Consider the following 24,935-nt stretch of genomic DNA (forward strand, 5'->3'; position numbering starts at 1 on the left):
CGGGCTCTTGCTCATTTTCAAAGGGCGCATTTTAACATAGGTTGAATATACCTAAAATATTCAGACGACCCTGCATTCTGCCTAAAAGGTCGTCTGAAAACGCCGATAGCGCCCGACAAACGCAAAAATCTTGTCTTTGCCCAAACCTGACCCTTTTTTTCGTTTGCCTCACAAAAGGTTTACGGTATCATGCAGGCCTGCTTCAGGATTGTTGACAACTTGGGGCGAAACGGACGAAGCCGGCCTGCTCGCCGCGCCGTCCGACACAACGGCATTCAACGGAGTAACCGCCGCCGGATGCCGTCATCTGTTCATTTTTCAATATAAGGTTTGTAATTATGGAAAAAACATTGTCTGCACTGGTGGGCGCAGTCAATCTGATTCTGTGGGACTACCTGCTGATTTACGCCCTTTTGGGCATCGGCCTGTTTTTCACACTCTATCTGGGTGCGCCGCAGATTACCAAATTTGGCGAAGGCCTCAAATCCGTTTTCGGCGGTTTGTTTTCCAAAAAAGACAAAGACGATAAATCTTTGTCGCAATTCCAAGCACTCGCCGTTGCCGTCTCCGCCCAAATCGGCACGGGCAACGTCGCCGGTGTGGCAACCGCCATTACCGCAGGCGGGCCGGGCGCGATTTTTTGGATGTGGCTTTCCGCCGTTTTGGGGATGTCCACGATTTTTGCCGAAGCCCTGCTCGCGCAAAAATACCGCGTCGTCAGCCACGGCAAATACATCGGCGGCCCCGCGTTCTACATCACACACGGCCTGACCCCGAAAATTGGGCGCGGCGCGGCGCGTTTCTTATCGGGCTTCTTCTCCATCGCCCTGATTATCGCGCTGGGCTTTATCGGCAACGCCACGCAGGCGAACTCCATCGCCTCCTCCGTTACCATCGCCTTTAACGTACCGGCTTTGGCAGTAGGCATCACCCTCGCCGTCCTCGCGGGCATGATTATCGTCGGCGGCGTAAACCGCATCGCCAACATCGCCCAATTCGTCGTACCGTTTATGGCGATTATCTATATTTTGTGTGCGGTCGTTATCTTGTTTGAATTCTCCGACCACATCGTACCGATGTTCAACCACATCTTTACCGCCGCCTTCAATCCCGAAGCCGTTTTAGGCGGCGCGGCAGGTATCGGTATGCGCGAAGCCGTCCGTTACGGCGTGGCACGCGGACTGTTTTCCAACGAAGCAGGTATGGGTTCGACGCCGCACGCGCACGCAACCGCCGACGTGAACCACCCTGTTCAACAAGGCTTGGCGGCATTTATCGGCGTCTTCATCGACACCATCTTGGTCTGCACCGCCACCGCGCTGATTATCCTCCTGACCGATGCCAACCTTTCCGGCGAACAAGGCGCGGCGGTGACCCAATTCGCCTTCAGTAAAGCCTTCCCCGGCTTCGGTTCGCAACTGCTCGCCGTCTGCCTGACCTTCTTCGCCTTCACCACCATCATCGGCTGGTACTACTTCGGCGAGTCCAACATCCGCTTCCTCTTCAGGGGAAAACACTTGGGCATCTACCGCGCGCTCGTGCTGCTGGCTATCGTGTTGGGGACGCTGGGCAAAGTCGATTTGGTTTGGAGCCTATCCGATATGTTCAACGGCTTCATGGTCATCCCCAACTTAATCGCCCTATTCCTCCTGCGCAAAGAAATCCGCGCCGTTTACGACGATTATTTGGCGCAGAAAAAAGCAGGCAAAGGCTTGTCCTACCAATATGAATTCCACGAATTCCACGACAAGGCTTAATCCGCAATCGTGAAAAGGTCGTCTGAAAAGTTTTCAGACGACCTTTTTTATCCCCTAATCATTGAACCGATTAATGTTTTTTTGTACAATCCCCGCCATCTCAACCATTCCTCAGGCCGTCGGAAAAGCGGCCTGAACCTTTTTGCAAAGAAAGCCCATGTCCCAAGAAATCCTCGACCAAGTGCGCCGCCGCCGCACGTTTGCCATCATCTCCCACCCCGACGCGGGTAAAACCACGCTGACTGAAAAACTCTTGCTGTTTTCAGGCGCGATTCAGAGCGCGGGTACGGTAAAAGGCAAGAAAACCGGCAAATTCGCCACTTCCGACTGGATGGAAATCGAGAAACAGCGCGGCATTTCCGTGGCATCAAGCGTGATGCAGTTCGACTACAAAGACCACACCGTCAACCTCTTGGATACGCCGGGACACCAAGACTTCTCCGAAGACACCTACCGCGTTTTAACCGCCGTGGACAGCGCATTGATGGTCATCGACGCGGCAAAAGGCGTGGAAGCGCAAACCATCAAACTCTTGAACGTCTGCCGCCTGCGCAATACGCCGATTGTAACGTTCATGAACAAATACGACCGCGAAGTGCGCGATTCCTTGGAATTGCTGGACGAAGTGGAAAATATTTTAAAAATCCGCTGCGCGCCCGTTACTTGGCCGATCGGCATGGGCAAAAACTTCAAAGGCGTGTACCACATCCTGAACGACGAAATCTATCTCTTCGACGCAGGTGGCGAGCGCCTGCCGCACGAGTTCGACATCATCAAAGGCATCGACAATCCCGAATTGGAACAACGCTTTCCGCTGGAAATCCAGCAGCTGCGCGACGAAATCGAATTGGTGCAGGCGGCATCCAACGAGTTCAATCTCGACGAATTTCTCGCCGGCGAACTCACGCCCGTGTTCTTCGGTTCGGCGATTAACAACTTCGGTATTCAGGAAATCCTCAATTCGTTGATCGACTGGGCGCCCGCGCCAAAACCGCGCGACGCGACCGTGCGCATGGTCGAGCCGGACGAGCCGAAGTTTTCCGGATTTATCTTTAAAATCCAAGCCAATATGGACCCGAAACACCGCGACCGCATCGCCTTTTTGCGCGTCTGCTCCGGCAAATTCGAACGCGGCATGAAGATGAAACACCTGCGCATCAACCGCGAAATCGCCGCCTCCAGCGTGGTAACGTTCATGTCGCACGACCGCGAGCTGGTGGAAGAAGCCTACGCCGGCGACATCATCGGCATCCCGAACCACGGCAACATCCAAATCGGCGACAGCTTCTCCGAAGGCGAGCAACTGGCGTTCACCGGCATCCCCTTCTTCGCGCCCGAACTGTTCCGCAGCGTCCGCATCAAAAACCCGCTGAAAATCAAGCAACTGCAAAAAGGCTTGCAACAGCTTGGCGAAGAAGGCGCGGTACAGGTCTTCAAACCGATGAGCGGCGCAGATTTGATTTTGGGCGCAGTCGGCGTGTTGCAGTTTGAAGTCGTTACCTCGCGGCTGGCCAACGAATACGGCGTAGAAGCCGTGTTCGACAACGCATCCATCTGGTCGGCACGCTGGGTATCGTGCGACGACAAGAAAAAGCTGGCAGAGTTTGAAAAAGCCAATGCAGGCAATCTCGCCATCGACGCAGGCGGCAACCTCGCCTACCTCGCCCCCAACCGCGTGAATTTGGGACTCACGCAAGAACGCTGGCCAGACATCGTGTTCCATGAAACGCGCGAGCATTCGGTGAAACTGTAATAGATTTAAAAGGTCGTCTGAAACCCTGACAGGACAGACGACTAGAATCTTTTTTATGCAATCTACGTCTATGATCTGAAGGAATGTTGATGAAAAAACAAATTGTATTGGCTGTTGCCCTGCTTCTGACCACTGCTGCCGCAAATGCCGGCGGAGCCAAACTCTCCTGCGGTAAACAGAAATGGGATGGAACAGAATTAGGCGTAACCAAATGCCGTTATTCAGGTAACTCTTTATCTGACGCTTATACTGCTGCTTTAAAAAAAGAGGGGGGAAACGGAGTACTGCCCAAAACCCTGCCAACCCGTAATATGAAACGTCAAATAAACGAAGAAACGGAAACCTCCATTCAATGGACCGGCAAAAAAATAGTCAATGTTTGCGTAAATAGCGAGGGATTCGATTGTTTCGAATTGAAACAGCAAAAAGATCATGTGGATGTTACATTTACAGTCGCAACACCATAAATCTTGGTTTAGGTCGTCTGAAAACTCAGTATGGCAACAAGCATGGATACCTGATACAGCCGACCAATTTTGCCTAATTCGGAGAAAATCATGCAAAAACTGCTTTTAGCGGCAGTATTCATAGCAAGTATGCAATTTGCTGCCGCCGAACGCGCACCCATAGCAATTCCTAAAAAAGTACAGGAAGCCATCAATGAAGATAAACAAACCTGCCGTGAAATGGGGGGAAAATTCTCTGTTGGTCAAGCTTTGGATATTATCGATTTGAATAACGACGGTTATCATGATTTTATCTACGACATGAGCAAGGTCACCTGCGCCAACGCACCTGATCTGGGCGGCTCCGGCGGCTGGGCGGTCACTGTTTTTGCAGGCCAACCGGATGGTTCTGCCAAACAGGCATTTCTTCATGGCGCAGCCGGAACAAAAATCATCGGCAACAAACTTTATTTAGGCGTGGGCGGAGAGCTGTGCGGCGAAGACACACGCGGTAAAGTACGCGCACAATATCAAAATTGTATCCGTCCGCTACAATGGAATGCACGCAAGAAAGTGTTTGAGTTTGCGCCCGTCTCGCAGAAAAAACCTTTCCCAAAAAGCTTGCAGCGTTAAGGATAAAATCAATCATTCGGTCGTCTGAAACCCGTAAACTGCACCTTTCACAAAGGTGCAGTTTTTTTTCCTGCCTGCAACTATGTGTGTGCTTCATCTTTTTAGGTATGACGACAACCATGAGTGTTTCAGTTTAAAATTAAAAAAGCCGAGTCCTGCAATATACAGAACCCAGCTTTATTCAAAACGTCCGAACAATCTCTTATACGCGCCCAAATTTGCCGGGCAATTCAAGTTTTCAGACGACCTTTTAGCGTATCAAACCATCCGTTTTATTCAAACAGGCGTACTTCCAAACCGAACATACGGCGGGCGGTATTCAGCATTTGGCAGCTGAAGCCCCACTCGTTGTCGTACCAGGCAAACACTTTAACCATATTACCGTCGGTTACTTTGGTCAGCGTTGCGTCAAAGGTGCTGGCTTGGGTGGTGTGGTTGAAGTCCATAGACACCAGCGGCAGCGTGTTGTAGCCCAATACGCCTTTCAGACGACCTTCTTCTGAGGCGGCCTTCATCAGCGCATTGATTTCTTCGACACTCGTATCGCGCGCGGCTTGGAAGCTCAAATCCACCAATGAAACATTGACGGTCGGCACGCGGATGGCGAGGCCGTCGAGCCTGCCTTTCAATTCGGGCAAGACCAAACCGACGGCTTTTGCCGCGCCGGTTTTGGTCGGAATCATGTTTTCCACACCGCTGCGGGCGCGGCGCAAGTCTTTGTGGCGCACGTCGGTCACGGTTTGGTCGTTGGTCAGGGCGTGAATGGTGGTCATCGCACCTTTGACGATGCCGATGTTTTCGCTCAATACTTTGGCAACGGGGGCAAGGCAGTTGGTGGTGCAGGAAGCATTGGAGATGACGGTCATGTCGTCGGTGATGATATCATCGTTCACACCGTAAACGATGGTCGCGTCAACGTCAGCCTCACCCGGTGCGGAAATCAGCACTTTTTTCGCACCGCTTTCGAGATGGACATTGGCTTTGGATTTGCTGGTAAACGAGCCGGTGCATTCCATCACCAAGTCCACGCCCAAGTCGCGCCAGGGCAGTTCGGCGGGGTTGCGGGTGGAGAAGAACGGGATTTTGCGGCCGTTGATGATGAGGTGGGTCGCATCGTGGGAAATGTCGGCATTAAAGCGGCCGTGAACGGTGTCGAATTTGGTCAGATGGGCGTTGGTTTCGAGGCTGCCGCTGGCGTTGACGGCGACGACTTCAAGTTGGTCTTGCAGGTTGTAATCGTAGATGGCGCGTAATACTTGGCGGCCGATGCGGCCATATCCGTTAATGGCGACTTTAATGCCCATGGTTTTTCCTTTTGGGGTATAGGGTGGTTAACTGATTCGCGCATTATAGCAAATTTGTAGTGTGATGTAATTAACATTTTATCAAATAAATCTTGTTCAATCATATCTGCTTATTTTTATACCAAAAAGATAACGAATTATTTTATTCTACAAAATACCATATAAGGAAATTTATATTTCAATTATATTTAAAATATACGCATTTAATCTTGATTTCCCGCTCTCTCAAAAAAGGGAAAACCCGCATCTTTCTGATTTTATTTATTTGAAAAAGATAATTTCTAACTAAAATCCGCTACATCACGCAACAAAACTCCCCGCCATTCCTTCTCTTTTATCTTTAAAATCAATAAATACAATTCCATTTCTGATTTCATAATAAATTAACAAACCTCTGCCCTCCTCCCAAATCCCCCGTTTTCAAGGCATAAAGCGCGTTCTTAAGCGGAGGCTGCTTGAAGATTCCGTCCCACTGTTTTAAAATAAAAATGTTACGTTATATCAATCTGGAGAGAGAAAACATGAAACATTGGAAACTCGGCGTCATCGCTGCATTAATGTCCGGCGCAATTTATGCAGCCCCGATGAACGTCGTTACCAGCTTCAGCATTTTGGGCGACGTTACCAAACAAATCGGCGGCGACCGTGTTGCCGTACAAAATTTGGTCGGTGCCAACCAAGACACCCACGCCTATCACATGACCAGCGGCGACATCAAAAAAATCCGCGGTGCAAAATTAGTCCTGCTCAACGGCTTGGGCTTGGAAGCGGCTGACGTGCAGCGTGCCGTCAAACAAAGCAAAGTCCCCTTCGCCGAAGCAGCCAAAGGCATACAGGCGCTTAAAGCCGAAGAAGGCGAACATCATCACGACCACGAAGGCCACCACCACGACCACGGCGAATTCGACCCCCACGTCTGGAACGACCCCGTCTTGATGACGACCTACGCCCAAAACGTTGCCAACGCCCTGATTCAGGCAGACCCCGAAGGTAAAACCTATTACCAACAACGCTTGGGCAACTACCAAGTGCAGCTGAAAAAACTGCACAGCGACGCTCAAGCTGCGTTTAACGCCGTTCCCGCTGCTAAGCGCAAAGTTCTGACCGGACACGACGCGTTCTCCTACATGGGCAAACGCTACAATATCGAGTTCATCGCCCCGCAAGGCGTGAGCAGCGAAGCCGAGCCGTCCGCCAAACAAGTGGCTTCCATCATCCGCCAAATCAAACGCGAAGGCATCAAAGCCGTGTTCACTGAAAACATCAAAGACACGCGCATGGTTGACCGCATCGCCAAAGAAACCGGCGTCAACGTCAGCGGCAAACTCTACTCCGACGCACTCGGCGGCGCACCTGCCAATACTTACATCGGCATGTACCGCTACAACGTCAAAGCCTTGACTGATGCGATGAAAAAATAAAACCGCAGAATCCAGCGTGAGCGGATAAACCGAAAGGTCGTCTGAAACAAGCTTGGCAAATTAAGCCCAAACCTGTTTCAGACGACCTTTTATAGTGGATTAACTTTAAATCAGGACAAGGCGACGAAGCCGCAGACAGTACAGATAGTACGGAACCGATTCACTTGGTGCTTCAGCACCTTAGAGAATCGTTCTCTTTGAGCTAAGGCGAGGCAACGCCGTACCGGTTTAAAGTTAATCCACTATATCTTTCTTTTTCGAAGCGCTGCGCCAGTGCGTATCCGCAACAACCGCAGTGTTGACGCTCAAATTTACTCGTCGTCTTCTTCCAACGCTTCTTGTCCGCCTTTTTCGGCAAAATGACCCAACAACCAAAGCAGAGCGCCGCCACCGGTAATCCCTGCTTTAATCCACATTGCAGTATCTTCCCCCCAGTTATAAATCCATGCTAAAACTTTCGGCACAGCATTCATATAATTCAAACCGAACGCTAAAAGACCCAGGATAAACAAAGTGCTGCCAAATCTTTTCATGAAGATTCCTTTCGATGAAAATCAGAAGATTTATAAAGAAATATAAAAAAGATTACTTTCCGCGCAATATAGATGTAAAACGATATCATTATAGTCGAAACAAATTAAAAAATATATTTTCACGCAAAATACATGGTTGAGAGCAAGCACCTCATTCCTCATCAAAGAACATATAGTGGATTAACTTTAAACCAGTACGGCGTTGCCTCGCCTTAGCTCAAAAAGAACGATTCTCTAAGGTGCTGAAGCACCAAGTGAATCGGTTCCGTACTATCTGTACTGTCTGCGGCTTCGTCGCCTTGTCCTGATTTAAAGTTAATCCACTATAAATACTCCCCTTTGAAAAAACAGGTCGTCTGAAAAAACGCCTCCATCCTAAATCCCATCTTCCCCCATCTTCCCCAAACTGCCTGAAATACAGCTAAAAAATCCGTTTCCCCCACTTGCCAAGCCTGTTAAATTTTTTTACGATACAGCCATAGATTGTAAACAAAGGCCACAAGCCGATTGTTTTTTCAGACGACATTACCCCTGTCAGACCTCATTTCTATAACCGTAAGCCGCCAAGCGGCTGTTTTCATACCACATCAAAGCAAGAGGTATCAACGTGTCTGATTCCAAAACAAACGAACGCGCGACGTTTAGCAACCGCCGCGCGTTTATGGTTGCCGCCATCGGCTCTGCCGTCGGCCTGGGCAACATTTGGCGCTTCCCCTACATCGCCTTCGAAAACGGTGGCGGTGCGTTCCTCCTACCCTATCTGGTCGCACTCTTGACTGCAGGCATCCCGCTGCTGCTGATCGACTACGCCATCGGCCACCGCTACCGCGGCTCGCCCCCGCTGGCTTTCCGCCGCCTCGGCCGCTGGTTCGAGCCTGTGGGCTGGTGGAACGTCATGGCCAATATCATCATCTGTATCTACTACGCAGTCATCATCGGCTGGTCGGCAAGCTATGCGTATTACTCGCTGAACGCCGCATGGGGCGCGGATCCGCAGGCATTTTTCTTTAAAGACTTTTTGAACATGGCAGGCCCTGAAGCCTTAGGCTTGGATTTTGTCGGCAAAGTCGTCGGCCCACTGATCGGCGTATGGTTGTTTACCTGCATCATCATGGCTTTGGGCGTACAAAAAGGCGTGGCAGGCGCATCGTCGTTTTTCATGCCGCTGCTTTTGATTATGTTCATCATCATGGTCGGCATCTCGCTGACGCTGCCGGGCGCGGCTAAGGGTTTGGACGCGCTGTTTACGCCCGACTGGTCGAAACTTTCCGATCCGAAAGTCTGGGTCGCCGCATACGGTCAGATTTTCTTCTCGCTCTCCATCTGCTTCGGCATCATGGTGACTTACTCTTCCTATCTGAAGAAAAAAACCGACTTGGGCGGTACCGGCTTGGTTGTCGGCTTTGCCAACAGCAGCTTTGAATTGCTCGCCGGCATCGGCGTATTCGCCGCGCTGGGCTTTATGGCACAAGCCAATGGACAAGCCGTCAGTCAAGTTGCTTCCAGCGGCATCGGCTTGGCATTCATCGCCTTCCCGACCATCATCAACCAAGCTCCGATGGGTGCACTGATCGGCGTATTGTTCTTCGGTTCGCTGGTATTCGCAGGCATTACCTCGATGATTTCCATCGTCGAAGTCATCGTTGCCGCCATTCAGGACAAATTGAACATCGGCCGCGTCAACGCTACCCTGCTCGTCTGCATCCCGATGGGCATTATCTCCACCCTGCTCTTCGGCACGACCACCGGTCTGCCCGTTTTGGACGTATTGGACAAATTCGTCAACACCTACGGCATCGTCGCCGCCGGCTTCGTCTATGTTTTGGCCATCATCGTCCTGCGCAAACTGCCCGAGCTGCGCAACCACCTGAACGCGCTCTCCTCCGTCCGCGTCGGTGCGATTTGGACTGCCAGCGTCATCTTTACCGTTGCCATGCTCGGCTATATGTTGTACCAAGACACAATCGGCCTGCTTAAAGAAAACTACTCGAAATATCCCAGCGATTTCCTCAATATCTTCGGCTGGGGCATGTCGATCGGTCTGATTGTCATCTCCGTGGTGCTGTCGCTTCTGCCTTGGAAGCATGGTCAAAACTTCAACGTCAAAGACGAACACGAACATGAACAAGGAGACAAAGAATGAGTACCTCAGCCATCGTCATGATGATTATCGCACTCGTCGTCATTTGGGGCGGATTCATTCTGTCCGTATGGCGGCTGCCTGAAGAATAGGCTTTTTTCCAACAAGTGTTGCAGACACCGCACAGGTCGTCTGAAACCCAAACGCCCCGAAACCGCATTGCGGCTTCGGGGCGTTTTATTGCCGCCAAATCCAAGACAGACCAAGCTTTCCGTCTATCAGTCGAGTAACCGTACCGAACAAAAGCAACATTTGTTTACGCTAATTTTCCACAGGCGGGCGAAGGTAAACAAAGGGCTGATTATAATGAAAATATAGTGGATTAAAATTGCAATGATACGGCGTTGCCAACGCCCTTATGTACTACCCGTACACGGCGGGCGTTGCCGCCTTGTCTCATTTTTATTTTAATCCACTATAACTCCGGCATCTGCCGTGTTTCACGAAAGGAAGAAACAATGACCATGAAACCACTTATGGCGGTATTGCTCGCCGCCAGCCTCAGCCTCCCCGCCATCCACGCGGAAGCGCGAGGCACGGCAAACCAGAAAAAAGCCACCCTTGCCGGCGCAGCAGCAGGCGCAGCCTTGGGCGGCCTGTTGGGCAACGACGGACAAAGCGCGATCATCGGCGCAGTGGCGGGCGGTTTGGCAGGCAACGCCTACGCCTACCACAATAAAAAAATGAATCAAAAAGACAACGATATCGCCTTGCGCGACCGCCGTTACCGTGAATCCCGCTACTACGGCTACGACGGTTACGGCTATGGTGATCCGTACTACCGCGATACGTACTACAAAAAACACAAACATAAACATTACCACCGCAAACACTACCGCGACTGGGACGATGATTACTACGATTACGACGACGATTAAACCCATCGTTTGACTGTCTGAACAAAAGGTCGTCTGAAAACCTGAAACCGGGTTGAACCGCCTTCCAACCTTGGGGATGTCCTAGCCATTTTCAGACGACCTAGACAAGCCGGATTCTGCTTCCCGCAGATTCCGGCTTTTTCCATTTCCAAGCTCATCGTTCATGGTTGCATGACGTGATGCCGAACAAACCGCCGCATACAGGGACAACGCCAAAGTGGCAATTTTGTCGAATTCCGCCTTTTCAGACGACCCCTTACCCTCCCCCTCAAATTTACCTTTTCCGCCCGCTTCGGTATCATACCGCCTGTCTGTTTATCCCTGACGGAATCCCGATTATGTCTGACTGGTCCCTCCCCGATTTCGAACGCAAAATCTGCCCGCCCGAAGAATTGGCGCAACGTCTGCACGAACTGCCCCGCCCGCTGGTGTTTACCAACGGCTGTTTCGATATTCTGCACAGGGGGCATGTTACCTATCTGGCGCAGGCTCGGTCGGCGGGGGCGGCGTTGGTGTTGGCTTTGAACACGGATGCGTCCGTGCGCCGTTTGGGCAAGGGGGACGACCGCCCCGTCAATCCGCTGGAAAACCGCGCGGCGGTAGCGGCGGCATTGGCAAGCGTGGACTTGGTCACTTGGTTTGACGAAGACACGCCCGCCGAGTTGATCGAGCAAATCAAACCCGACATCCTGATTAAAGGCGGCGACTGGCCGGTCGAAAAAATCGTCGGCGCGCAAGAAACGCTGGCGCGCGGCGGCAAAGTGTTTTCCATTCCGTTCCTGCACCAGACTTCCACCACGAAAACGCTGGAGAAAATCCGCGCAGCCGAGGGCGGCAAATGACCGCGCTGAAACTGCCGCACAGTCGGGTTTTGGCGGAACTCGCCGACGGTCTGCCGCAACACGTTTCCCATCTCGCGCGTATCGCGGGCGTGAAGCCGCACCAGCTCAACGGCTTTTGGCAACAGATGCCCGCGCACATCCGCGGACTGCTGCGCCAGCACGACGGGCAATGGCGGCTCGTGCGCCCGCTTGCCTTGTTTGACGAAGAAGCGTTGCAGCGTTTGGGCGCGGAACGCGGTTTTCAGACGACCTTAAAACACGAATGCACATCCAGCAACGACGAAATCCTGAATCTGGCGCGCACTTCGCCCGAACAAGCCCATAAATCGCTCTGCGTCGCGCATCTGCAAACCAAAGGCCGCGGGCGGCAGGGACGCAAGTGGACACACCGGCTGGGCGAATGCCTGATGTTCAGCTTCGGCTGGGTATTCGACAAACCGCAGCACGAACTCGGCTCGCTCGCCCCCGCCGTCGCGCTCGCCTGCCGCCGCGCCTTGGCAGCATCGGGTTTGGACATACAAATCAAGTGGCCGAACGATTTGGTCGCCGGCAGGGACAAACTCGGCGGCATCCTGATCGAAACCGTCCGCAACGGAGGCAAAACCGCCGCCGTCATCGGCATAGGCATCAATTTCGTCCTGCCAAAAGAAGTCGAAAACGCCGCCTCCGTCCAAGCCCTTTTCCACAACGCGCAGCTTGCCCGCGGCACCGCCTCCGTACACTGCATTCCCGCTTCAACGCTGTTGGACAAATTATTGGGCGAACTCAATGCCGTGCTGACGCAATACGCGCAAGACGGGTTCGCCCCCTTCCTCGAAGAATACCAAACCGCCCACCGCGACCACGGCAAACCCGTCCTCCTCCTGCGCGACGGGCAAACCGTAAACGAAGGCACCGTACTCAATGTCGATGCGCAAGGCGCGTTGCACCTGATGACACCGGCAGGCGAACAAACCGTCGTCAGCGGCGAAATCAGCCTGCGCCCCGACGACACGCCCCGCGCCGCCGCACCGCGCCCGCCCGAACGCCTCCTCCTGCTCGACGGCGGCAATAGCCAGCTCAAATGGGCATGGGTGGAAAACGGCGTGTTCAACGAAGTCACCCGCGCGCCGTACCGCGATTTGAGCAAGCTCGGCGAAGAATGGGCAGCGCGTTCAGACGACCGTACCCGCATCGTCGGCTGCGCCGTGTGCGGCGACCTCAAAAAAGCCCTGGTCGAAGCTCACCTGACCGCGCCCGTCCGCTGGCTGCCCTCCATGCCGCAGGCGCTCGGCATCCGCAACCACTACCGCAACCCCGCCGAACACGGCTCCGACCGCTGGTTCAACGCCTTGGGCAGCCGCCGTTTCAGCCAAAATGCCTGCGTCGTCGTCAGCTGCGGCACCGCCGTAACCACCGACGCGCTCACCGAAGACAACCATTACCTCGGCGGCACCATCATGCCCGGCTTCCACCTCATGAAAGAAGCCCTCGCCGCCAAAACCGCCAACCTCGACCGCCCCGCCGGCAAAGTGTACCCCTTCCCCACCACCACGCCCAACGCCATCACCAGCGGCATGATGGATGCCGTTTGCGGAGCCGTCATCATGATGCACGGGCGGCTGCAACAAAAAACGGGCGAAGGCAAACCCGTCGACGTCATCATCACCGGCGGCGGCGCAAGCAAAGTCGTCAACGCCCTGCCCAAGCAGTTTGTTTTGGACAATACAGTAAAAATTGTAGATAATCTCGTCATTTACGGCTTATTGAACTGGGTCGCGCAAGAGCAGGAACAGCCTGATAAATTGCCCGAATAAGCAGCAATGCCGTAGCACAGATTCAAAAAGGTCGTCTGAAACGCAACACCGCTTTTCAGACGACCTTCAGACGCAGCAAACTTCAGCCGGTTGGCTTTGACGCCGATCCGCCACAACCAATAACAACACAAAACCGCCCGCACACCGCAACGGCAACCGAACACAAAAAAGGAAAACAACTCATGAAATGGCTTTTCGCCGCCCTCGTGGCACTCAACATCATCGTCTTCGGCGGCATGATTACGCACCGCCTCAACAACGCCAAATCCCCCAACGCCGCGCCCGTAGAAGGTGGCGCCCACGAACTCGCCCAACCCGAATCCCTGCGCCCGCAGCAAGCCCCCGCGCCTGCCGACAACGCGCAACCCGACTGGCTGCAAACCGACGAAACACAAACCGACCTGCCCGAGCCCGAATCCGAAGAAGCCATAGCCGAACGCAAGAAAAAAGAAGAAGAGGAACAGGCGCGCCGCGAAAAAGAAAAAAAAGAACGTGAAGAAAAAGCCCGCCGCGAAAAAGAAAAAGCCGCCGCCGAAAACACCAATCCGAATGCTGCCGCCAACGAAAATCCCGCCGCCAAAAACGCATCCGCCGCCCGCCAATGTACGTCTAACGCCAGCGTTACCCTGGACGAAGACGACTACCACCGCATCAAAGGCCTGCTGACCCGTTGGCCGCACGCCGCCAGCCGCACCGTAGAAAAACGCGGCGCATCGAAAGACCACGCCGCCAAAACCTTCCGCGTCGTACTGCCTGCCGACAGCGAAGCCATGAACCGCCTTGAAGCGCTCGGCAACAAAGGCTTCAACGGCACGCTTCACAACGGCGAAATCAGCCTCGGCGTCATGAAAAGCCGCTCCTCCGCCCAAGTCCTCATCTCGCGCCTGTCCGCAGCAGGTTTCGGCGGCGCGCGCATCGTCGAACAAGACGACAAAGGCAACGCCGCCGACAGCACCCTCAGCGTTTCCCGCATGACCGTCATCTTCATGTCGGTCGATGAAAAAGACGCACAGGAAATCCGCAACATCGTCGGCCGCTACGGCAGCCTGAATATGAAAACCTGCAAATAAAACCCAAAGGTCGTCTGAACGTTTTCAGACGACCTTTTGCAAAGATGCAACAGATTAGGCGGCAGTCAAATCTCGTTTGGAAAACCGAATAGGTTAACGTTGATATCACCTTCAAAGATATCCGCATTCAGATTGCGCAACCGCCGACAAACCCTTATCCAAATAAAGGTTCTTGAAAAACCATGAAACCCGCCCAAACCTCCCTGCTGTTCGCCCTTCTGCTCGGACTGCTGCCGGCAGCATACGCCGAAGACTACGACGATAAAGCCTATCAAAACCTGATCACGCAATGCACGCGCAACCAGCTCGACAGTTGCGTCACGCTCGGCATTTGGACCCGCGACTATCTGGAAAGCCCCGCCGATGCCTACCTGCCGCTGAAAAAAGCCTGCGACGGCAAAAACATGAAGGGCTGCAACGTATTGGCAAACCTCTATTTAGACCCATACAGCGGGCTGGGCATGGACTACCCCAAAGCCCTCGAACTCTACCGCAAAGCCTGCAAAGGCGGCTATGAAAACGCCTGCCGTAACGCCAAAGAAACCGAAGAGGAAATGCGCAATCAAACGGCGGAAGACCGCGCAGCCAAACGTCAAGAGCGGCTGGAGGCGCTGCAACGTTCCTGCATGGGCGAAAACGATGCCGCTTGCAGGGCCTTACAACGCGAATTGCAACGCTGATATAGAAGCCGTGGTCCGTCTGAAACGGCTTTCAGACGACCTATGCTACAATTTCACACATTCAAACCGTCCCCATTACAGGAAAACTCATGGAAGCCACCGTCTATCTCGAAGACAACGAATACATCGCCTTATGCGACCTCTTGAAGCTCGCTGGACTTGCCGAAAGCGGCGGGCAGGCGAAAGCGTTTATCGCCGAAGGGCTGGTGTTGCGCAACGGCGAAACCGAAACCCGCAAAACCGCCAAAATACGCGGCGGCGAAGTCATCGAGTTTGACGGCGCGCGCTTGGAAATCGCCGATGGATACGACCCTGAAGAATAAAGCCGAAGCGCTCTTGGGCGAGCCGCTTCTAGACGAACCCGTCCGCCCCGAATCGTGGGAATGCTGCGGCAGCGACTGCGGCGATGTCTGCATCCAGACGGTTTATTGGACGGAAAAAGCCCGCTACGATGCGCAACGGCGGAAATTGAAAGAAGCGGGCTGGACGGACGACGAAGACAACGGAAAGGTCGTCTGAAAACGGTTCGGCTGGATGGAAACCGCGTTTTCAGACGACCTTTTATAGTGGATTAACTTTAAACCAGTACGGCGTTGCCTCGCCTTAGCTCAAAGAGAACGATTCTCTAAGGTGCTGAAGCACCAAGTGAATCGGTTCCGTACTATCTGTACTGTCTGCGGCTTAGTCGCCTTGTCCTGATTTAAATTTAATCCACTATACTTTTCAAAAGCCGCAGGTCGGAGATTTGTATCCGACAAAACGTTTAATGTTCTGCTGATTCAAATCATTACAGCAGGATTTGAAATGTCGGATTCAAGAATCCGAACTACTGGATTTCAGACGACCTTTGTCCGACTCGGTTTTCAACATAACCATCCCCGCCCTTCATTCACCACACACATAACGCCCCATGATAGACCTGCACTGCCATTCCACCGTTTCCGACGGTATGCTCTCCCCCGCCGAAGTCGTGCGCCTTGCGCATCAAAACGGCTGCACGCTGCTGGCGTTGACCGACCATGACCACACCGGCGGCATCGCCGAAGCGCGTGCCGAAGCCGACGCACTCGGGCTGCGTTTCGTCAACGGCGTGGAAATCTCCGTAACTTGGCGCGGGCGTACCATACACGTTGTCGGTTTGGATTTCGACGAACAGGACGAAAACCTGCAAAACCTGTTGGCGCAAGTACGGCAAGGCCGTCTGAAACGCCTTGAAGCCATCGCCGCCAAGCTCGAAAAGAAAGGCATCGGCGGTGCATACGACGGCGCGCTCGCGCTGGCGGCAAACAAAGAAATGGTCAGCCGCACCCACATCGCCGAGTTCCTCATCCGGGCGGGACACGTCAAAAACAAGCAGCAGGCGTTCACCAAATACTTGGGTGACGGCAAATCCTGCGCCATCCGACACGAGTGGGCGACGCTGGCAGACTGCGTCTCCGCCGTCAACGGCGCGGGCGGCATGGCGGTCATCGCCCACCCCATGCGCTACGATTTGTCCGCCACCGCCAAGCGCAATCTGTTTGAAGAATTTAAAAAACTCGGCGGCGTGGGCATCGAAGTCCACAGCGGCAACTGCTGCAAAAACGACCGACTCAACTACGCGCTGTTGGCAGAACGCTTTGGCATGCTCGCCAGCGCGGGCAGCGACTTCCACCGCTTAAACGACTTCAGCGGCGGCATCCTCGGCGCGTGTCCCGAACTGCCGGAAAACTGCAAACCGGTTTGGGAACATTTCAAAAGGGTTTGAGCAAACAAACTTCAAGAAAATATCTAAAATTTGCGTCCAATCATCGTTCTTTTCGTTTAGACGGCAACGTTCTACGTTCCGAACCAAACCGGTCGAACACTTATCTTGCCTCTCTTTTATCTTGATTTCGCCATAAAAAAGGTCGTCTGAAAGCGGGAACAGTGCTTTCAGACGACCTTTTGTGTAGCAATCCGATTAGAACAGGGCTTGCAGAATCAGGTAGCAGGTCACGGACAGGATGGCGGCGGCAGGCAGGGTAATGACCCATGCCAAGCCGATGGGTTTCATCAGCTTCCAGTTGGCGTTGCGGTTGACCAAACCGATGCCGAGTACCGCGCCGACCAAAATATGGGTACTGGATACGGGCAGCCCCATAAAGGAGGCGGCCATCACGACGGCGGCGGCGGAAAGTTCGGCGGTAAAGCCCGAAGCGGGGTGCATTTCCGCCAAGCTGCTGCCGACGGTTTTAATCACTTCTTTACCGACAAACCACAAGCCGACAATCAAGGCGATACCGAATGTCAGCATGGCAATCGGCGGAACGGCGTTTTGAGAGGTAATGCTGTTGGTGCGCAATGCGTCCATAATGGCGGCAAACGGGCCGATGGCGTTGGCAATATCGTTCGCGCCGTGGCTGAAGGCGAAGCCGCAGGCGGTAAATACCTGCATCCATGAAAACATTTGAAAGGTGGATTTATCCAAATCTTTGCGCTTCAGGCTTTTGGCGAATACGAACGTACCCATCCACACTGCCGCGCCGATCATGAAGATGGTCAGGAAGCTGTTGACGTTGCTCATGCCTAAGTGAAGGTTGTTCAACCCTTTGAAGATCAGCATGGCGGCAATCATCATCCCGCCGAAAGAGGCAATAAAGGGAACCCAAGAATGAAGGGCTTTATAGGAGTCGACGTTGTTTTTGCGGTTGTCCAAATCGTACAGGCCGCGGTAGTAGTCGCTTTTCAGATCGGCGGGATCAAAATCCGGCTCGTCGTAGATTTGCGCGTCGTGCGCCATTTTGGTGGCGTATTCGACTTTTTCGCTTTCGCTCAAGGCTTCAAAAAACAGGCGGTGCTGTTCTTTGTAAGCCTTTTTTTCTTGCTTGATGCCCTTGAGCGTGCCTTCCGCCCAAGCGTTGTAATCCAAAACGTTTTTCTTCACTCTGGAAAACAGTAAATAGGAAACCGTGCCGCCCAAAATGGGGGACAAAACCCAAGACAGGGCGATTTCGCCCAATTTGCTCCATTGAATCAGATCGCCCGCATTCATATTGTTCATCACCGCCATGCAGACCGCGCTGCCGACGATACCGCCGATAATGGCGTGGGTGGTGGAAACAGGCAGGCCTTTGCGCGAGGCGAACAGAAGCCACAATGCCGCTGCGAGCAGCGCGGACATCATGATAAAGACAAACTGCATGGGTTGAAGGTCGATGCCGTTCAGATCCACAATGCCTTTGCGTATGGTATCGGTCACTTCGCCGCCCGCAATCACCGCGCCGCTGACCTCGAACACCGCCGCAATCAGCAAAGCCTGGGGAATCGTCAGCGTACCGGAGCCGACGCTGGTACCGAAGGAATTGGCGATATCGTTACCGCCCACATTAAACGCCATGAAAACGCCGAACATGGTAGCGATAATGAACAATATGGAATGGTTGTAATGGGTATAGCCCAAGCCCCAGTAAATAAAATAGCCGACCATGCCCACCAGCATAGCGGCAAAGACAGCATTAATCAGCTTCAAGTTGGCACTCATCTGAGTTTGAGCCATAGGATCAGCTTCCTTAAGAATTGCGGATGTGTTTCAGACTATTGTAACCTTTTTGCAATCTTTCTTGAAACATTTATTTACCTTCGCCGCGCCAAATACCTGACAAATCGCAAAACCGCGTTAAAATGTTTTTTTACGGCCTAATCCGAACCACAACCCATGAATACCCAACTTTATATCGGCATCATGTCCGGCACCAGCATGGACGGTGCAGATGCCGTGCTTATCCGTATGCAGGGCAATCAATGGCAGGGCGCGCTGGCTCATGCCTTTACCCCGTATTCAGACGACCTCCGTCAAGAGCTTCTAAACCTTCAAAATATCGGCGACAACGAATTGCACCGCAGCAATATCCTGTCCCAGACCCTCAGCCGCCTTTACGCGCAAACCGTCCACACCCTCCTCTCAGAACAAAACCTGCCCGTCGAAGCCGTTACCGCCATCGGCTGCCACGGGCAAACCGTCCGCCACGCCCCCGAACACGGTTACAGCATCCAGCTTGCCGACTTGCCCCTGCTGGCGGAACTGACCGGCATTTTCACCATCGGCGATTTCCGCAGCCGCGATTTGGCTTCGGGCGGGCAAGGCGCGCCGCTGGTTCCCGCCTTCCATCAAGCCCTGTTCCAACATCTGCAGGAAACCCGCGTCGTCCTCAATATCGGCGGCATCTCCAACATCAGCGTCTTACCGCCGCAGCAAGCCGCTTTCGGCTTCGATACCGGCCCCGGCAATATGCTGATGGACGCGTGGATGCAGCACAACTGGCAGCAGTCATACGACCGAGACGGGCAACGCGCCGCACAAGGTTCCATCCTGCCTGATTTGTTGAACCGCCTGCTCGACCACCCCTATTTCAGACGACCCCATCCCAAAAGTACGGGCAGGGAGCTTTTCTCCTTAAACTGGCTTCAAGGTCGTCTGAAAGGCGGCGAAAAGCCCGAAGATGTTTTAAGAACCTTGGTTCGCTACACCGCGCAAACCATCCGCGACGCCGTTGATACAGCCGCCCCTGACACGCGCAATCTCTATGTCTGCGGCGGCGGCATCCGCAATCCGGTTTTGATGCAGGATTTGGCGGACCTGTTCTCTCCCGCTGTCGGATTAAACAGCACCGCAGCGCTCCACCTTGACCCGCAATGGGTCGAAGCCGCCGCTTTTGCCTGGCTCGCCGCGTGTTGGATAAACCGAACGCCCAGCAGCCCGAACCATGCGACAGGCGCAGCCAAAGCCTGCATCTTGGGCGCAGGCCACTACGCCTGATGTCCGGTTTCAGACGACCCGTCCGATATCGGCTGCCATAGCCGGACAATCCGTCCACGTCCAAACTCCGCCCCATCAAAAAAGGTCGTCTGAAAAGCGGCAACCCGAGTTTGAAACCTGGTTGAACCGCGTTTTCAGACGACCTTTTACACGTCTCTTTCAATTATTCTTTTTTACCGGCAAGTCCGATGTCTTTTTCTTTATCGCCGACTTTCACTTGCGCTTTACCGGCAATCTCTTCGGCTTTGCTGCCGAAAATGTTCAAACGGTAGCTGCCTTTGTCTTCATTATTGAGCGTCGCGCGTCCGTTGATTGCCGAACCCGCACCTGCTGCGGCAATGTTGGCGGCAGCCAAATCGACATTGTAATCAGGTGCCATGCCGCTGATTTTGCCCTGACCTTGTTTTTTCTCGAAATCAATGGTGTACGTCAGGCGGCCGCTATTATCGTCGCCGTTAAACGCGATACCGCGGTAGGTATAGCGGCCCAGTTGCGGCAGGTCTTTAAAGGCAATTTCCTTACCTTGCACTTCGCCGACTTTAAATTCATACGCCTGCAAGTCTTTCAGCTTGTTGCCGTCGGCAGGATCGGCTTTCTGCTTGATATATTTGGCAGCGACAGCCGAATTGTCTTGTTTGTAAACCATAAAGTCGCCGCGTTCTAAATCGATGACCTGTCCGTTGACGTTGATTTTGCCGACGTAGTCATAATAGGAAATCTTGTCGCGCTTCAGAAAGGCGGTGTCCAAATTATCGCCTTTTTTAAGCGTTTGCACCTTATTGTTGGCACTCAGCTGCATCGTGCCGTTTTCGGGAACGCTCTCGAAAACGGTAATGTATTTCACGCCCTTAGCCTTAGGATCAAAGCCTTTGCCTATCGCATCGGACAGCGCGGAAGAGGAGCTGCCGCAGGCGGCAAGCGTAGAAACCAAAGATGCGGCAAGAACCAAGCGGACGGCTTTCATGGTTTTCCTTTCGTTTGAAGTTGTTTGATAACATATTCATATTATCGCACCAGCCCTCAATGACGTATGATTTAAATCAATATTCATCATTCCTATTCCGCCGCTTTGCCAGCCTTTGCAGTTTATACCGTCGTCTTTTCATTTTTGTGAAACCGTTTCACAGCCCCGCCCGATTGCCAAACAACCCGATACCATGCTGCTTCCGCCATCTGCCTCTACCGTTGAGGTCGTCTGAAAGCCCGCTGCACTCGTTTTAGCGAAACTCACTTTGTTCGTTTTCAGACGACCTTTTTCCAACCCTGCTACAATACGCCTTTTATTGTTCACGCCGATTTTGCCATGACCGAGCCGACCTACATCCCGCTGCGCCTGCATACCGAGTTCTCAATTACCGACGGTATGGTGCGGATTAAAAAACTGATTGCCAAAGCGCAGGAATACGGTTTGCCTGCTTTGGGCATCAGCGATTTGATGAACGAATTCGGTTTGGTGAAATTTTATAAAGCCTGCCGCAGCGCGGGGATTAAGCCTGTCGGGGCGGCGGACGTGTGGATAGGCAATCCGAATGCGCCCGACAAGCCGTTCCGCGCCATGCTGATTATCCGCAACGATGCGGGCTATCTGCGCTTGAGCGAACTTTTGACGGCGGCTTATGTCGGCAAAGACCGCAATGTCCATCATGCGGAACTCAATCCCGAATGGCTGGAAAACGGCGATAACAGCGGCTTGATTTGTTTGAGCGGCGCGCATTACGGCGAAGTGGGCGTGAATCTGTTGAACAGCAATGAAGACGCGGCGCGTGCGGCGGCGTTGAAGTATGCGGCGTGGTTTCCCGATGCGTTTTACCTGGAGCTGCAACGCCTGCCCGAACGCCCCGAATGGGAGGCTTGCGTTTCGGGCAGCGTGAAGTTGGCGGAGGAATTGGGTTTGCCGGTGGTGGCGACGCATCCGACGCAGTTTATGAGCCGCGACGATTTCAACGCACACGAGGCGCGGGTGTGTATCGCGGGCGGCTGGGTGCTGACGGACAAGAAACGTCCGCGCGATTTTACGCCGAGCCAGTTTTTCATTCCGCCGGAAACGATGCTGGAGCGTTTCGCCGATTTGCCCGAAGCCTTGGAAAACACGGTGGAAATTGCCAAACGCTGCAATATCCATATCACGCTGGGCAAAAACTTCCTGCCCCTGTTCCCGACGCCCGACGGCTTGTCGCTCGACGATTATCTGGTGAAGCTGTCCAACGAGGGTTTGCAGGAACGCATGGTTCAGCTTTATCCCGACGAGGCGGAACGGGCGGCGAAAATGCCGGAATATCAGGAGCGGCTGGATTTTGAGTTGAACATCATCATCCAGATGAAATTCCCCGGCTATTTCCTTATCGTACAAGACTTTATCAACTGGGCAAAAACGCACGGCTGTCCGGTCGGGCCGGGACGCGGTTCGGGCGCGGGTTCGCTGGTGGCGTATTCGCTGAAGATTACCGACCTTGACCCGCTGAAATACGCGCTGCTGTTCGAACGTTTCTTAAACCCCGAACGCGTCTCCATGCCCGACTTCGACGTGGACTTTTGTCAAAGCAACCGCGGCCGCGTGATTGAGTATGTGCGTGACAAATACGGCGCAGAGGCGGTGAGCCAGATTGTGACTTTCGGCACGATGTCGTCCAAAGCGGTGATACGCGACGTGGGGCGCGTGCTGGAACTGCCGTTTACCCTATGCGACAAACTGTCGAAGCTGATTCCGCTGGAAGCCAACAAACCTTTGGGTTTGGACGATGCGATGAAGGCGGAGCCGCAGATTCAGGAATTGATCGAGGCGGAAGAAGCAGACGAACTGATTACGCTGGCAAAAAAGCTGGAAGACCTGACGCGCGGTCTGGGTATGCACGCGGGCGGCGTGTTGATCGCGCCGGGCAAGATTTCCGATTACAGCCCTGTGTATCAGGCAGACGAATCCGCCTCCCCCGTATCCATGTACGACAAGGGCGACGTGGAAGACGTGGGTTTGGTGAAGTTCGACTTTTTGGGCCTGCGCAACCTGACCATTATCGAAATGGCGCAGAACAACATCAAAAACACCACCGGCGATATTGTCGATGTCGGCAAAATCCCGCTCGACGACCAAGCCGCCTACAAAATCTTCCGCGACGCGAACACCACCGCCGTATTCCAGTTCGAGTCGACCGGCATGAAAAAAATGCTGAAAACGGCGCACACCACCAAGTTTGAAGAACTCATCGCCTTCGTATCGCTCTACCGACCCGGCCCGATGGACAATATTCCCGACTTCGTCGCGCGCATGAAAGGGCAGGAATTCCAATACATCCACCCGCTGCTTGAAGGCATCCTCGCGCCGACCTACGGGATTATGGTGTATCAGGAACAAGTGATGCAGGCGGCGCAGATTATCGGCGGCTACTCGCTCGGCGGCGCGGACCTGCTGCGCCGCGCCATGGGTAAGAAAAAGCCCGAAGAAATGGTGAAACACCGCGAAATCTTCGCCGAAGGCGCGGCAAAACAAGGCATTTCGCGCGAAAAATCCGACGAAATCTTCAACTACATGGAAAAATTCGCCGGCTACGGTTTCAACAAATCCCACGCCGCCGCCTACGCCCTGATTTCCTATCAGACCGCATGGCTCAAAGCCCATTATCCCGCCGAATTTATGGCGGCAACCATGTCGTCTGAATTGGACAACACCGACCAGCTCAAGCATTTCTACGACGACTGCCGCGCCAACGGCATCGAGTTCCTGCCGCCCGACATCAACGAATCCGACTACCGCTTCACGCCGTATCCGAACATGAAAATCCGCTACGCACTCGGCGCGATTAAAGGCACGGGCGAAGCCGCCGTCGAATCCATCATCGCCGCGCGGCAAAGCGGCGGCAAATTTACCGGCCTGTTGGACTTCTGCGAGCGCGTCGGCAAAGAACACATGAACCGCCGCACCCTCGAAGCCCTGATACGCGGCGGCGCGTTCGACAGCATCGAACCCAACCGCGCCATGCTCTTGGCAAACATCGACCTCGCCATGAACAACGCCGACCAAAAAGCCGCCAACGCCAATCAGGGTGGGCTGTTTGACATGATGGAAGACGCCATCGAACCGGTGCAGCTCATCGATGCGCCCATGTGGAGCGAATCGGAAAAACTCGCCGAAGAAAAAACCGTCATCGGCTTTTACCTGTCCGGCCACCCGTTCGGCCCGTATGCCCAAGAAGTCCGCCAAATCGCCCCGACCAAATTAGGTCGTCTGAAACCGCAAGACAGCGTGCGCCTCGCCGGATTCGTTACCGCCGTGCGCACCATGATGGGCAAGCGCGGCAAAATCGCCTTCGTCAGCCTCGAAGATTTGAGCGGGCAGATTGAAATCATGGTCAGCGGCCAGACGCTGGAAAACTGCGCCGACTACCTCAAGTCCGACCAAGTGCTGATTATCGAATCCAAAGTCAGCCGCGATGATTACGGCGGCGGCGACGGGCTGCGCATCATGGCAAACCAAGTCATGACCCTGCAAATGGCGCGCGAACGTTACGCCCGCAGCCTCAGTCTCGCCCTCGCCCCCGGCCACGACATCGAACGCCTCGCCGCTATCCTCACCGCCCACCGCCTACCCGACACGCCGCACATCCCGCTGCAACTGTCGTACAGCAACGACAAAGCGTCGGGCAAGTTTCAAGTGCCGCCGAAATGGATGGTGACACCCAGCTCTGCGTTATTCGACGAACTGGAAAAACTGCTCGGCAGCAGGGCGGTGCGCGTGAATTGGTAAGGCGCAGGGGTCGTCTGAAACAGCGACGAAAAGCTGCTGTTTAAACTGCATCGCCATTAAAATACAAAGCTGTACCTTTATTTTCAGACGACGTTTGATAAACCATTCAAAGACGTCGTCTGAAAACGCAAAACAACACTATAGTGGATTAACTTTAAACCAGTACG

21 protein-coding genes are annotated in these 24,935 nt (G+C 53.7%); 17 read left to right on the forward strand and 4 right to left on the reverse strand.

From position 1 onward, the window contains the following. Positions 1–338: 338 nt before the first annotated feature. From MON40_RS11025 to MON40_RS11040, 4 genes are all read left to right on the forward strand, one after another. Positions 339–1,757: an alanine/glycine:cation symporter family protein gene (locus MON40_RS11025; protein WP_003776489.1), complete on the forward strand. Its 1,419-nt coding sequence runs from the start codon at positions 339–341 to the stop codon at positions 1,755–1,757. Between the two features lie 157 nt (positions 1,758–1,914). Then, the gene (locus MON40_RS11030; RefSeq protein WP_003776486.1) at positions 1,915–3,510 is read left to right on the forward strand and encodes a peptide chain release factor 3; all 1,596 of its coding nucleotides are present in this window, start codon (positions 1,915–1,917) and stop codon (positions 3,508–3,510) included. Positions 3,511–3,599: 89 nt separating this feature from the next. Then, complete coding sequence (locus MON40_RS11035; protein ID WP_234405226.1) at positions 3,600–3,977, forward strand: cytochrome C; 378 nt, start codon at positions 3,600–3,602, stop codon at positions 3,975–3,977. A gap of 90 nt (positions 3,978–4,067) precedes the next feature. Next, positions 4,068–4,589, forward strand: coding sequence for a hypothetical protein (locus MON40_RS11040; RefSeq protein WP_003776480.1), 522 nt, complete (start codon positions 4,068–4,070; stop codon positions 4,587–4,589). A 272-nt stretch (positions 4,590–4,861) separates the two neighbouring features. Here MON40_RS11040 and gap read toward each other — a convergent pair whose 3' ends face one another. Continuing rightward, positions 4,862–5,893 (reverse strand): type I glyceraldehyde-3-phosphate dehydrogenase, encoded by a 1,032-nt coding sequence (gap, locus tag MON40_RS11045; protein WP_003776478.1) that lies wholly within the window; start codon positions 5,891–5,893, stop codon positions 4,862–4,864. A 521-nt stretch (positions 5,894–6,414) separates the two neighbouring features. Here gap and MON40_RS11050 point away from each other — a divergent pair. Further along, positions 6,415–7,314, forward strand: coding sequence for a metal ABC transporter solute-binding protein, Zn/Mn family (locus tag MON40_RS11050; protein WP_039862733.1), 900 nt, complete (start codon positions 6,415–6,417; stop codon positions 7,312–7,314). 311 nt (positions 7,315–7,625) lie between these two features. On the opposite strand, the gene MON40_RS11055 is transcribed toward MON40_RS11050, so the two are convergent. Then, on the reverse strand, positions 7,626–7,847 hold the full coding sequence (locus MON40_RS11055; RefSeq protein ID WP_003756477.1) for a hypothetical protein: 222 nt from the start codon (positions 7,845–7,847) through the stop codon (positions 7,626–7,628). Positions 7,848–8,454: 607 nt separating this feature from the next. On the opposite strand from MON40_RS11055, the gene MON40_RS11060 reads away from it, so the two are divergent. From MON40_RS11060 to MON40_RS11105, 10 genes are all read left to right on the forward strand, one after another. Next, entirely contained in the window at positions 8,455–9,990 is a 1,536-nt protein-coding gene (locus tag MON40_RS11060; RefSeq protein WP_003776470.1) for a sodium-dependent transporter, read from the forward strand. Then, a complete protein-coding gene (locus MON40_RS11065) occupies positions 9,987–10,079 on the forward strand; it encodes a methionine/alanine import family NSS transporter small subunit (protein ID WP_009311042.1) in 93 nt (30 codons plus the stop codon). Before MON40_RS11060 ends, MON40_RS11065 begins: the two co-directional genes overlap by 4 nt. Before the next feature lie 366 nt (positions 10,080–10,445). After that, positions 10,446–10,865, forward strand: coding sequence for a glycine zipper domain-containing protein (locus MON40_RS11070; protein ID WP_003776468.1), 420 nt, complete (start codon positions 10,446–10,448; stop codon positions 10,863–10,865). 338 nt (positions 10,866–11,203) lie between these two features. Beyond that, a complete protein-coding gene (gene rfaE2, locus MON40_RS11075; protein ID WP_003768921.1) occupies positions 11,204–11,707 on the forward strand; it encodes a D-glycero-beta-D-manno-heptose 1-phosphate adenylyltransferase in 504 nt (167 codons plus the stop codon). Further along, positions 11,704–13,503, forward strand: coding sequence for a bifunctional biotin--[acetyl-CoA-carboxylase] ligase/type III pantothenate kinase (locus MON40_RS11080; protein WP_003776466.1), 1,800 nt, complete (start codon positions 11,704–11,706; stop codon positions 13,501–13,503). The genes rfaE2 and MON40_RS11080 overlap by 4 nt, the downstream gene beginning before the upstream one ends. 182 nt (positions 13,504–13,685) lie before the next feature. Continuing rightward, positions 13,686–14,573 carry a hypothetical protein gene (locus MON40_RS11085; protein ID WP_003776462.1) on the forward strand — a complete coding sequence of 296 codons (888 nt, stop codon included), beginning with the start codon at positions 13,686–13,688 and terminating at the stop codon, positions 14,571–14,573. 182 nt (positions 14,574–14,755) lie between these two features. Beyond that, entirely contained in the window at positions 14,756–15,253 is a 498-nt protein-coding gene (locus tag MON40_RS11090) for an SEL1-like repeat protein (protein WP_003776460.1), read from the forward strand. 89 nt (positions 15,254–15,342) lie between these two features. Continuing rightward, entirely contained in the window at positions 15,343–15,576 is a 234-nt protein-coding gene (locus tag MON40_RS11095; protein WP_002221492.1) for an RNA-binding S4 domain-containing protein, read from the forward strand. Next, positions 15,554–15,772 (forward strand): hypothetical protein, encoded by a 219-nt coding sequence (locus tag MON40_RS11100; protein WP_003756513.1) that lies wholly within the window; start codon positions 15,554–15,556, stop codon positions 15,770–15,772. The genes MON40_RS11095 and MON40_RS11100 overlap by 23 nt, the downstream gene beginning before the upstream one ends. Positions 15,773–16,163: 391 nt before the next feature. Then, the gene (locus MON40_RS11105; RefSeq protein ID WP_003776456.1) at positions 16,164–17,000 is read left to right on the forward strand and encodes a PHP domain-containing protein; all 837 of its coding nucleotides are present in this window, start codon (positions 16,164–16,166) and stop codon (positions 16,998–17,000) included. Positions 17,001–17,195: 195 nt separating this feature from the next. Here the strand turns inward: MON40_RS11105 and MON40_RS11110 are convergent, their stop codons facing one another. After that, on the reverse strand, positions 17,196–18,770 hold the full coding sequence (locus MON40_RS11110) for an inorganic phosphate transporter (RefSeq protein ID WP_003756523.1): 1,575 nt from the start codon (positions 18,768–18,770) through the stop codon (positions 17,196–17,198). A gap of 159 nt (positions 18,771–18,929) precedes the next feature. Here MON40_RS11110 and MON40_RS11115 point away from each other — a divergent pair, with 159 nt between their 5' ends. Then, positions 18,930–20,030 carry an anhydro-N-acetylmuramic acid kinase gene (locus MON40_RS11115; protein ID WP_003776454.1) on the forward strand — a complete coding sequence of 367 codons (1,101 nt, stop codon included), beginning with the start codon at positions 18,930–18,932 and terminating at the stop codon, positions 20,028–20,030. A 163-nt stretch (positions 20,031–20,193) separates the two neighbouring features. Here MON40_RS11115 and MON40_RS11120 read toward each other — a convergent pair whose 3' ends face one another. Next, positions 20,194–20,994 (reverse strand): factor H-binding protein, encoded by an 801-nt coding sequence (locus MON40_RS11120; protein ID WP_003768926.1) that lies wholly within the window; start codon positions 20,992–20,994, stop codon positions 20,194–20,196. A 339-nt stretch (positions 20,995–21,333) separates the two neighbouring features. On the opposite strand from MON40_RS11120, the gene dnaE reads away from it, so the two are divergent. Further along, complete coding sequence (gene dnaE / locus MON40_RS11125; RefSeq protein ID WP_003776450.1) at positions 21,334–24,768, forward strand: DNA polymerase III subunit alpha; 3,435 nt, start codon at positions 21,334–21,336, stop codon at positions 24,766–24,768. Positions 24,769–24,935: the final 167 nt, after the last annotated feature.

It is taken from the genome of Neisseria macacae ATCC 33926 (assembly GCF_022749495.1).
Lineage (GTDB): Bacteria > Pseudomonadota > Gammaproteobacteria > Burkholderiales > Neisseriaceae > Neisseria > Neisseria macacae.